Source organism: Armatimonas sp. (assembly GCF_031410135.1).
Lineage (GTDB): Bacteria > Armatimonadota > Armatimonadia > Armatimonadales > Armatimonadaceae > Armatimonas.
Genome location: NZ_JANNYP010000224.1, coordinates 1 through 7,820, shown reverse-complemented (window position 1 = coordinate 7,820; position 7,820 = coordinate 1). Strand labels below are relative to the sequence as shown.

The following is a 7,820-nucleotide window of genomic DNA, read 5'->3' as shown; positions in this document are numbered from 1 at the left end:
CTACAGGCGTCGCTTGTCCCGCTTACGATGTTGACGATGCTCTCGCTGGTGCAGGAGCGCCTTTCCCGTGAGACGTTTCTTGTCAACTTCCTACTGGAACAAGAGCGAGCGAAGTCTGATACGCTTCTCCACAATATCTTGCCCACCGTGATCGTCCACCGGCTCAAAGAGAGCCCCGCCACGATTGCCGATCGCATTCCCGCCACAACGGTGCTCTTTGCGGACATTGTCAACTTTACGCCTCTGGCGGCGCAGCTTTCTGCTGAGCAGATCGTGGCGTTGCTCAATGAGGTTTTCTCTGCATTTGACACGCTTGCCCAGAAATACGGGCTTGAAAAAATCAAGACCATCGGTGATGCCTACATGGCTGTCGCGGGCGCACCCGAACCCCGAGCAAACCATGCGCAAGATGCGGCGAAGATGGCTCTGGAGATGCGCGGTGTCATTGCAGGTTTTTCGCGTGCGAATGGGGAATCCCTCCAACTACGTATTGGCTTGAACTCGGGGCCAGTTGTTGCGGGAGTGATTGGTATCAATAAGTTCACCTACGATCTGTGGGGCGATACGGTCAATACCGCCAGCCGGATGGAATCTCAGGGCACCGCGGGGCAGATCCAGGTGACCGAGGTAACGCAAGCGCTACTGGGTGCGGACTTTACGTTTGAGGAGCCGCAGGAGACTTTGATCAAAGGTAAGGGAAAGATGCTCGTCTACACGTTAATTGGTCTCTCTGATTCCCGTACGGATGTCTCTAAATTTTAGGAGGATTTTTTCATGTCAACGACGATGCCTAGTAAGAACGCCGATGGGCTGCCTACGATTGCGCTCACGGAGGAGCAGCGCTACTTTTTTGATCTGCGCGGCTGGATGCTGATTCCCAGCGTGCTCTCTGTGGATGAGATCGCGGAGCTGAAGGAGTTCTGCTACAAGCTCCACAAAGACAAAAACGACGTGCCACTGGCGCAGCGCTCCTCGGTGGGCGGGCCGCTGCAAAAGCTCACTGACCATCCGGTAGTGGTGGGCTTTATGAACGAGCTGGTCGCCTACGAGCACACGGCTAGCGAGAGTGGCTACGGCTTTCGGCTGGAGGGGACGTTTCTCACGATCCGCGCCGAGGGCCACGACAACTACAGCCCGCACGGTGGCGGGGGGATGTTCAACTTCCACGGGAACTCCCACCACTACGGCTGCCGTCCGGGGGCGATTAGCTCCGCGCTGACCCGCGTGGTCTGGGAGCTGAATCCGGTGCGCAAGGGCGAGGGGGGAACGGTCTTTCTCACGGGGAGCCACAAAGCCGCGTTCCCTGCGCCTCAGTCGGTCTGGGGCGATAGGCACTCGCCGCACTGGGAGGACTATGAGTGCCCGGCGGGCTCATGCCTGATCTTCACTGAGGCCATCTGCCACTCGGGGGCGCGCTGGACGAACTCTGAGTGGGACCGAGTGGCGATCTTCAACTGCTACAACACCGTCGGGGCCAAGTGGCACGAGTGGCAGCCGCACCCCGAGCTCCTCGCCGACATGCCGCCCCTGCGCCAGAGCCTCTTTCGCGGCGTCTACTGCGAGCGCAACCAGATCACAGGTTAGCGGGTCAAAACCCCTATGGAACACATTGTCTGCCCGAGCTGTGGAGCGCAGAACCTCAAGACCGACTTTACCTGCCTGAGCTGTGGCAAGTCGCTAATTGTACGTGTCGCAGTCGCTCCGCCGCCTGAGCCACCCATGGAAGCAGAGCCCACTTCCTCCTTCTGGGAGACTCCCACTGGCCAGCGCCGAATTGCACTGATTTCTGGGGGCATACTGCTTATCTGCCTTGGAATTCTCCTCCAAGGCATCTTCGGGATCATGCTGATTCCACTTCTGATCTGTGCAGGAATCTGGGAGCTGTGTGCCTGGAGCCGCCAGCGGGAGGAAGACAAGCGCTTCGAGCAAGTGCACGACAAAGCAACACTTCAGGCGGAGCTCGCCCGCCACGACCGTCTGACGAGAACCGTCCAGACCAAGTATGGCCCCGTCGAGGTGAAAGGCTTCGATTCCCGGCTCGATTAGCGATACAGTAGTCCATGCGTGAAGCCTTCAAGATCATCGCCCTGACTATCGGGCTCTCCTGCGCCTATGGCATCGTCCACGACCAGATCACGGCGCGGGTCTGCATCGAGTACTTCACCATTGGGCACTTCTCCCCGACAAACATTCCCTGGACTCCGACCGTGCTCGGGCTTTTCTGGGGCATCGTCGCCACCTGGTGGGTTGGTGTGATGCTGGGAATTCCACTCGCGATCTGCGCCCGTGTCGGCCCGTGGCCTAAGCGAACGGCCCGCGAGCTACTGCGCCCCTTGCTCTTGCTCCTTGTGATTACTTTCACCTGCGCCATGACCGGTCTGCTGATTGCTCGTATGACTGGCTTCACTGCCCCGCGCCATATTCTCCCCGAAAGCCTCCCCGACGACCGTGTCGCTGCCTTTAGTGCGGATCTTGTCACCCACAATATCTCCTACGGTGTCGGGCTGTTCGGTGGCTTCTGGCTCTGGGGGTGGGTGATGAATGTGAGAAGAGCCTTGAACCTGCATGAGAAAAAAAGGAACTAAAGCGGCATGGAACCGAAAGTCACACTTCTCATCCGGCAGCTCCACGGTGGCACTGGGCCAGCCTCAATCTGGCGTAACGATAAAAGCCGCACCGAGTCTTTAATGTGTCGCTTCACAAACGAGGGCAAGATGACTGTCACTTTTGGTGAGTGGACCCGAGAGCAGGGCTGGAACTGGAAAGTTAGCGATCCACGCCTGGTAGTGCTCCCCGAGAGGGGGGCAAGCAATAGTGTGCGCCCTATTCGGCTCTTGCCTGGTCAGACCTACGATACGCAGATCACGCTGAGCTTTCCAAAGGCACGCTCTGGCGAGAAAATCCCGTATGAGGTCACGTTTGTGGCTAGCCCTCTCAAAGGACAGAAAGAGAAGCCCCTCATGCTAAAGTCCAAGCCCCTTACGCTGTTCGTGGATTAAATCAGTAAGCGATAGAATAGAGAGACCATGTCTCAGGCTATCGTTCTTTTTGATGGTGTTTGCAACCTCTGCGATAAAAGTGTGCGCTTTATCTTCCGCCACGACACGGCGGGCTACTTTCGCTTTGCCCCGCTCCAGAGCGAGACGGCGCAAAAGCTCCTCGCCGAGGCAGGCGCAAGTATTCCCTACCTCAACTCCATTTTGCTCATCGAGGACGGCAAGGTCTACGACCAATCCACCGCCGCACTCCGCATCGCCCGCCGTCTGAAAGCGCCGGTCTCGCTTCTCTGGGCGGGAATTATCCTGCCCCGCCCTCTGCGCGACGCTGCCTACAAAATCGTCGCCAAGAATCGCTACAAGTGGTTCGGCCAAAAAGAGAGCTGCGAGATGCCGCCCCAGGGCCTCCGCGAGCGCTTTCTCGCGTTTGAGTAATGCTATTGGAGCAACCGGGGGAGCTTTGAACCCTTGATGGGCATATGCGAACTAACCAGACATGAATATCCAATTGACGGCACGCTTTGCCCCGCGCGGAGCCACTCCCTCCTCCCCGATGGAGCAGAGTCTCCACGATCTGTTGGTGGAATGTACCTTGACGAACACAGGTAAAACCACGATCCCGTTCGGAGAGTGGAACTGTAGCTGGGATAAGAACTGGTTCACAACAAGCGTAAAGCTTCGCCTTCCTGGTATCAACTGCTCGATGAACTTTGTGGTGCCCCACTCATTGAAGCCAGGAGAGAGCTATCGGAAATGCGTTCCGCTCTGTTTGATGGACAAGATCAAGCCAGGAGAGCGGGTCGAGTTTCGAATGCGCTTTGTCTCCCAGGGAATGCGCGACCAGCGAGTAGAGTACTTCGTGGTGGAGTCAGATTCGCTTGTTTTTGTTGTGCCCAACCCGGCTCTCCAGGCCGGAGTACTGACAGTGGTGGGAGCCGGACTGTTCATGGGGGTTAAACAGTGGAGGAGTAGACGATAACTTGGAGATGCGGGACGGTTCCAATTTTGTCGGCACCTTCTTTTTTCGGAGTGCTTTGCTAACGGCTTGAACGTCTGGAGAAGTGGTTTGCTTCTGGAACACTACCAGTCCTCCAGAATGCTCTGCGCGGCTTCCCGGAGGGCGGGGTAGACGCGCTGCGCTTCGATAAGTTTCCGAGTGCTTTCCTCGCGTCGTGCTGCCAGAACAAGTAGAATGGCTATTTTGTCGGTGCTAGAGAGTGGAGGGAGATTCTTATTTCCGTGAGCCACAAGCCGATGAAGATATTCACAGGACTCAGGCGAAAGGGCGCGAGCCTCTTCATCAGAAAAGCGTGAGAGCAACGGTCGGATCGCCTCCCAGCACTTCCGCCTGGCATCCGTGCGTAGAAAAGGCCGAGTGAGGTAGCACAAAAGCGGCTCTACAGCGGTGGTTTGCTGAACCTGTGGGACATACTCGCTCAGAGCAGTTTCCAGATTTTTTTCCTCGCGTGGCTGAAACAGAGTGCAGCTAGCAGTAGTGGGCAAAAGAGGAACAGAATCAGAGTCAATTGCTTCTCAAAAGACAGTTTGCTTCGAGAGAGCGTTCCAAAGAGTAGGCCAATCCAGGCAACAGCACTGAGGAAGAGTAGTCCGAGGAAAAACAAGGTAAAGAGTACCAGGCGCTTTTGACCAAAGGCTGCGCTCGTAACTAAGAGATCAAGTGCTTCTTTATCGGGGAGGTGCTCAACGAGGCGTAGGGCTTCGTCGGCACCTCCTTCTTTCTTACGCAGCGCCTTGGCGACGGCCTGAACATCGGGAGAGATGGCCTGTGATTGTTGGCGCTGCATGGTTGTTTAGAGCTTCTGCACGACCACGCTCAGGCGCTCGCCTTGCTTCGTTTCGTAGGCGACCGTGGTCTGTTGCGCACCGATCACCAGAACGGGAAATGCGGCTTGGCCAGTATTAGGAGCGCTGAGCTGCTTGCCTCTGTCGTTGGGATTAGATGTGCGGTACCAGACACTCTGCTGGCCGCTTCTTGTTTCTTCCCAGACCGCCGCCCAGGTGCCGTTGGGCGCGAATGCAAGGTGCGGGTGGTCTTGTGTTCCGCCGGGTTGGAGCTGGAGGTCGGTGTCGGGAGGAGTGGCGGTCGCCTCGCGCCAGGAGATATGCGGGGCATCTTTGTTGACTTGCTTCCATGCAACGAGTACCCGCTTTGCGTCGCGTGTCACGGCAACTGCCGGAAGAGACATCGGTCAGCCCGCTTCTTTGGTAGGATCAGTGTTAACACGCTGGGCGGGGGAGAAGTGTCGGCCAGCATCTACGGAGCGCCGTAGAAAAATCTCCCGACTCGCCTTATCGCCGCCCTCGCGCCAGGCGACGGTGGGATTGCCTCGGCCATCAAGACCCAGCCCGGGAGCGCAGCACTCACAGACGGTCTGGGCCAGCGTCATTCGATCGGTGACGCGGCCACTCGCCAGGCGGGCGTAGAAAAGATCCTGCCCCGGCCCGGTGCGCTCGGAGCGGTCTAGCCACGTGAGGTGCACCGCGCCGTCTGAGCCGACGGCGAGTGCGTGGAGGCCCTCGGGGGCTTTTTTCTCCATAGCGTTGATGCGCAGTGGCGCGGAGAAACTCTTGCCGCCGTCTTTTGACTGCACCGCAAAGAGTTCCGGGGCGGGGTAGCGCTTCTTGCGCTCGTCGGCGTCAAACGTAACGGGCGCAGAGACGGTGATAACGCCACGGCTGTCAACGCCAATGCGTGGCCCGCGCTGGCGGCCTCCGCGCGCCTGACCGTTGCAGTCCATCGCGACCACAGGGGGTGAAAAGCTCGTGCCGCCGTCGCGAGAGAGTGTCACCACAATATTGCCACGCTGGAGCATCGCCAGCGCGATTAGGCCGCCCGGCCCAAGCGCCAACGCGGGCTGCATCGCATCGTCAAAAGAAGGCATAATTCTCTCCTACATTCCTGTCTGCGTGATGCGCCCACCGGTAACGGGCAAGTAAACGCCGGTGACATAGTTGGCGAGGTGCGATAAAAAGAACACGCAGCCGTTGCCGATCTCCTCGGCACTTCCGTGGACACGCAGGGGGATGGACTTGGCGAAGTTCTTGCTGCCCTCGCTCTCGGTATCCACTTTCTCATCAGCCATCCAGCCGGGCGCCACCATGTTGACCGTGATGTTCTCCGGCCCCAGCTCGGTGGCGAGAGAGCGGCTCATCCCAACCATCGCGCCTTTGCCCGCCGTGTACATGCTCCAGCCCGCCGGTGCCATGTTCCAGAGTTCGGTGACGATATTCACCACGCGTCCGCCGCCTTGGGCTTGGAAGTGAGGCCGCGCCGCCGTGAGTGTGTTGTAGACGGCTTTGACGTTGTAGTCCAGCATGTTCTGGTAGCCTGCCCACCCGTGCTCGCCCAGCTTGCCGGGCTGTGCGCCCGCAATCGCGTTGTTGATGACGCCGTCAATGCGCCCAAAGTCGGAGACAATGGCAGCGATCATCGCAGCCACGCTTGCCTCGTCGATGACATCGGCCTGGTAGGCTTTGGCTCCGTTACCAATCTCAGCCGCCACGGCCTCGGCCTTCTCCGCGCTTTTGCCGTAGTTCACCGCTACATGCGCCCCCTCGCGCGCCAGCACCCGACAGATCGCCGCCCCGATCCCACGCCCGCCGCCAGTGACGAGCACGACTTTTCCTGAAAGAAGCATAAACTCCACCCTCCGCTAAAGAGTTCGGCGGAGGGGAGCTACTCTCCTGCGCTAAGTTTTGCGCGGCGCTCGTCGGCGCGGTGGCGGGCACGCTCGCGCTTGCTGTAGCGGCCCTCTTGGTCGGCGTGCGTCCCTGAGCCGCTCCGATAGAGGGCAGCGGTAAAGAGTGCCGAGGGCAGGCGCTTGAGTGCCTCGACTTGCTTGGTGGATTTGTGTGCTTGTGTGCGTTTCATGATGATCTCCGTCTCCCTCTCTATCGTAATGGGACACGCAGATGCTTAAAAAGTCGCGGAAGAACGCAAAAAATCCGTGACTTCCCCTCGTCGTTGCCTTATTTTTCTCGGGGAGGCAGGCCTGTATCCATCGCCCCTTCGGGAAGAGTGGTCGGGGAGGTGCGTGGCGGAATGTTTAAGTTTGCGAGCTGCTCCGATGTCAGAGGGGGAAAGGGAGGCAGTATAGGAGCAATCCAAGAGGTGCTCGCACTCACAAACTCTGGGCGACCTAATAAGGTAGAGTTGCGTGTCCAGACAGGGAGGGCGTTCCAGGGATGTAGCTGTAGCCGCACCAGTCGGTTGTCTGGTGTCACCGAGCCCAGATAGCTGCCGTCACGCCGAAAGGTCTCATGGCTCTGTGGAGCAACCCAGCCGATGGCTCTGGCCTGAGTGTCATAGATGAGATTTCCCGCCTGAAGAGCGATCCACTGCCCTTGCGAGTCAAAGAGATAGCGTACGTCACGGGTTGTTCCCGGTGAGAGACCCTCTGTGGCACCACCTCCCCCTCCACAACCCACGGCAATGAGGCAGAGAAGCCCGACGAATAAAGTAGGACGAACCATGACAAGAAACCTCCTGAGGCAATTTTACCTCCGAGCTGCCTGACCAGTCAACAGCTCCGCCAAGAAGGCAATGTTAAGGGCAGAAAGAGGGCGGGCACGCGGGAATTGCTTGTTTGCAAGTTGACTCATAGTGGGCATCAAACTATAACTCTTAAACACTGGCACTGTTCTTGCGGGAGGTTGCTCTGAGGTTGACCTTAATCTGTTAAGGTCAACCGACCTAATCTCCTAAAACTAACGAACAGGCATCATGAAACTTAATCTTTTTTCGTCTTGGTGGAAGATTGCACTTATGGCTGGAGTGCGCTGCCCCCCGAAAACTGGTCCAGT

Annotated in this window: 14 protein-coding genes; 7 read left to right on the top strand and 7 right to left on the bottom strand. The window is 58.1% G+C overall.

Annotated elements, in window-relative coordinates:
* From RMO15_RS08025 to RMO15_RS07995, 7 genes are all read left to right on the top strand, one after another.
* Positions 1–762 (top strand): adenylate/guanylate cyclase domain-containing protein (locus RMO15_RS08025; protein ID WP_309710268.1); only part of this gene is annotated, 762 nt, incomplete at its 5' end.
* Positions 763–774: 12 nt separating this feature from the next.
* The gene (locus RMO15_RS08020) at positions 775–1,584 is read left to right on the top strand and encodes a phytanoyl-CoA dioxygenase family protein (RefSeq protein ID WP_309710266.1); all 810 of its coding nucleotides are present in this window, start codon (positions 775–777) and stop codon (positions 1,582–1,584) included.
* Between the two features lie 15 nt (positions 1,585–1,599).
* Positions 1,600–2,046, top strand: a complete 447-nt coding sequence (locus RMO15_RS08015) for a hypothetical protein (RefSeq protein WP_309710263.1) — start codon at positions 1,600–1,602, stop codon at positions 2,044–2,046.
* A 14-nt stretch (positions 2,047–2,060) separates the two neighbouring features.
* Entirely contained in the window at positions 2,061–2,585 is a 525-nt protein-coding gene (locus tag RMO15_RS08010; RefSeq protein ID WP_309710262.1) for a hypothetical protein, read from the top strand.
* Between the two features lie 6 nt (positions 2,586–2,591).
* Positions 2,592–2,999 carry a hypothetical protein gene (locus RMO15_RS08005; RefSeq protein WP_309710260.1) on the top strand — a complete coding sequence of 136 codons (408 nt, stop codon included), beginning with the start codon at positions 2,592–2,594 and terminating at the stop codon, positions 2,997–2,999.
* Positions 3,000–3,026: 27 nt separating this feature from the next.
* Complete coding sequence (locus tag RMO15_RS08000) at positions 3,027–3,431, top strand: thiol-disulfide oxidoreductase DCC family protein (RefSeq protein ID WP_309710258.1); 405 nt, start codon at positions 3,027–3,029, stop codon at positions 3,429–3,431.
* A gap of 61 nt (positions 3,432–3,492) precedes the next feature.
* Complete coding sequence (locus RMO15_RS07995) at positions 3,493–3,975, top strand: hypothetical protein (RefSeq protein WP_309710256.1); 483 nt, start codon at positions 3,493–3,495, stop codon at positions 3,973–3,975.
* A 101-nt stretch (positions 3,976–4,076) separates the two neighbouring features.
* Here RMO15_RS07995 and RMO15_RS07990 read toward each other — a convergent pair whose 3' ends face one another.
* The 7 genes from RMO15_RS07990 to RMO15_RS07960 form a co-directional block, all read right to left on the bottom strand.
* Positions 4,077–4,244, bottom strand: a complete 168-nt coding sequence (locus RMO15_RS07990; RefSeq protein ID WP_309710254.1) for a hypothetical protein — start codon at positions 4,242–4,244, stop codon at positions 4,077–4,079.
* A gap of 188 nt (positions 4,245–4,432) precedes the next feature.
* A complete protein-coding gene (locus RMO15_RS07985) occupies positions 4,433–4,801 on the bottom strand; it encodes a hypothetical protein (RefSeq protein WP_309710252.1) in 369 nt (122 codons plus the stop codon).
* Between the two features lie 6 nt (positions 4,802–4,807).
* Positions 4,808–5,203 (bottom strand): hypothetical protein, encoded by a 396-nt coding sequence (locus tag RMO15_RS07980; protein WP_309710249.1) that lies wholly within the window; start codon positions 5,201–5,203, stop codon positions 4,808–4,810.
* Positions 5,204–5,206: 3 nt separating this feature from the next.
* The gene (locus RMO15_RS07975) at positions 5,207–5,899 is read right to left on the bottom strand and encodes a hypothetical protein (RefSeq protein ID WP_309710247.1); all 693 of its coding nucleotides are present in this window, start codon (positions 5,897–5,899) and stop codon (positions 5,207–5,209) included.
* Positions 5,900–5,908: 9 nt separating this feature from the next.
* Entirely contained in the window at positions 5,909–6,655 is a 747-nt protein-coding gene (locus RMO15_RS07970; protein WP_309710244.1) for an SDR family oxidoreductase, read from the bottom strand.
* A gap of 38 nt (positions 6,656–6,693) precedes the next feature.
* Positions 6,694–6,888, bottom strand: a complete 195-nt coding sequence (locus RMO15_RS07965) for a hypothetical protein (RefSeq protein WP_309710243.1) — start codon at positions 6,886–6,888, stop codon at positions 6,694–6,696.
* Positions 6,889–6,986: 98 nt separating this feature from the next.
* Positions 6,987–7,490 (bottom strand): hypothetical protein, encoded by a 504-nt coding sequence (locus RMO15_RS07960; RefSeq protein ID WP_309710241.1) that lies wholly within the window; start codon positions 7,488–7,490, stop codon positions 6,987–6,989.
* Between the last annotated feature and the right edge of the window lie 330 nt (positions 7,491–7,820).

What these genes read in the sequence shown, in the direction of transcription:
- RMO15_RS08020 (WP_309710266.1), top strand. Translation starts at nt 775, where the DNA reads ATGTCAACGACGATGCCTAGTAAGAACGCCGATGGGCTGCCTACGATT.
- RMO15_RS08015 (WP_309710263.1), top strand. Translation starts at nt 1,600, where the DNA reads ATGGAACACATTGTCTGCCCGAGCTGTGGAGCGCAGAACCTCAAGACC.
- RMO15_RS08010 (WP_309710262.1), top strand. Translation starts at nt 2,061, where the DNA reads ATGCGTGAAGCCTTCAAGATCATCGCCCTGACTATCGGGCTCTCCTGC.
- RMO15_RS08005 (WP_309710260.1), top strand. Translation starts at nt 2,592, where the DNA reads ATGGAACCGAAAGTCACACTTCTCATCCGGCAGCTCCACGGTGGCACT.
- RMO15_RS08000 (WP_309710258.1), top strand. Translation starts at nt 3,027, where the DNA reads ATGTCTCAGGCTATCGTTCTTTTTGATGGTGTTTGCAACCTCTGCGAT.
- RMO15_RS07995 (WP_309710256.1), top strand. Translation starts at nt 3,493, where the DNA reads ATGAATATCCAATTGACGGCACGCTTTGCCCCGCGCGGAGCCACTCCC.
- RMO15_RS07985 (WP_309710252.1), bottom strand. Translation starts at nt 4,801, where the DNA reads ATGCAGCGCCAACAATCACAGGCCATCTCTCCCGATGTTCAGGCCGTC.
- RMO15_RS07980 (WP_309710249.1), bottom strand. Translation starts at nt 5,203, where the DNA reads ATGTCTCTTCCGGCAGTTGCCGTGACACGCGACGCAAAGCGGGTACTC.
- RMO15_RS07975 (WP_309710247.1), bottom strand. Translation starts at nt 5,899, where the DNA reads ATGCCTTCTTTTGACGATGCGATGCAGCCCGCGTTGGCGCTTGGGCCG.
- RMO15_RS07970 (WP_309710244.1), bottom strand. Translation starts at nt 6,655, where the DNA reads ATGCTTCTTTCAGGAAAAGTCGTGCTCGTCACTGGCGGCGGGCGTGGG.
- RMO15_RS07965 (WP_309710243.1), bottom strand. Translation starts at nt 6,888, where the DNA reads ATGAAACGCACACAAGCACACAAATCCACCAAGCAAGTCGAGGCACTC.
- RMO15_RS07960 (WP_309710241.1), bottom strand. Translation starts at nt 7,490, where the DNA reads ATGGTTCGTCCTACTTTATTCGTCGGGCTTCTCTGCCTCATTGCCGTG.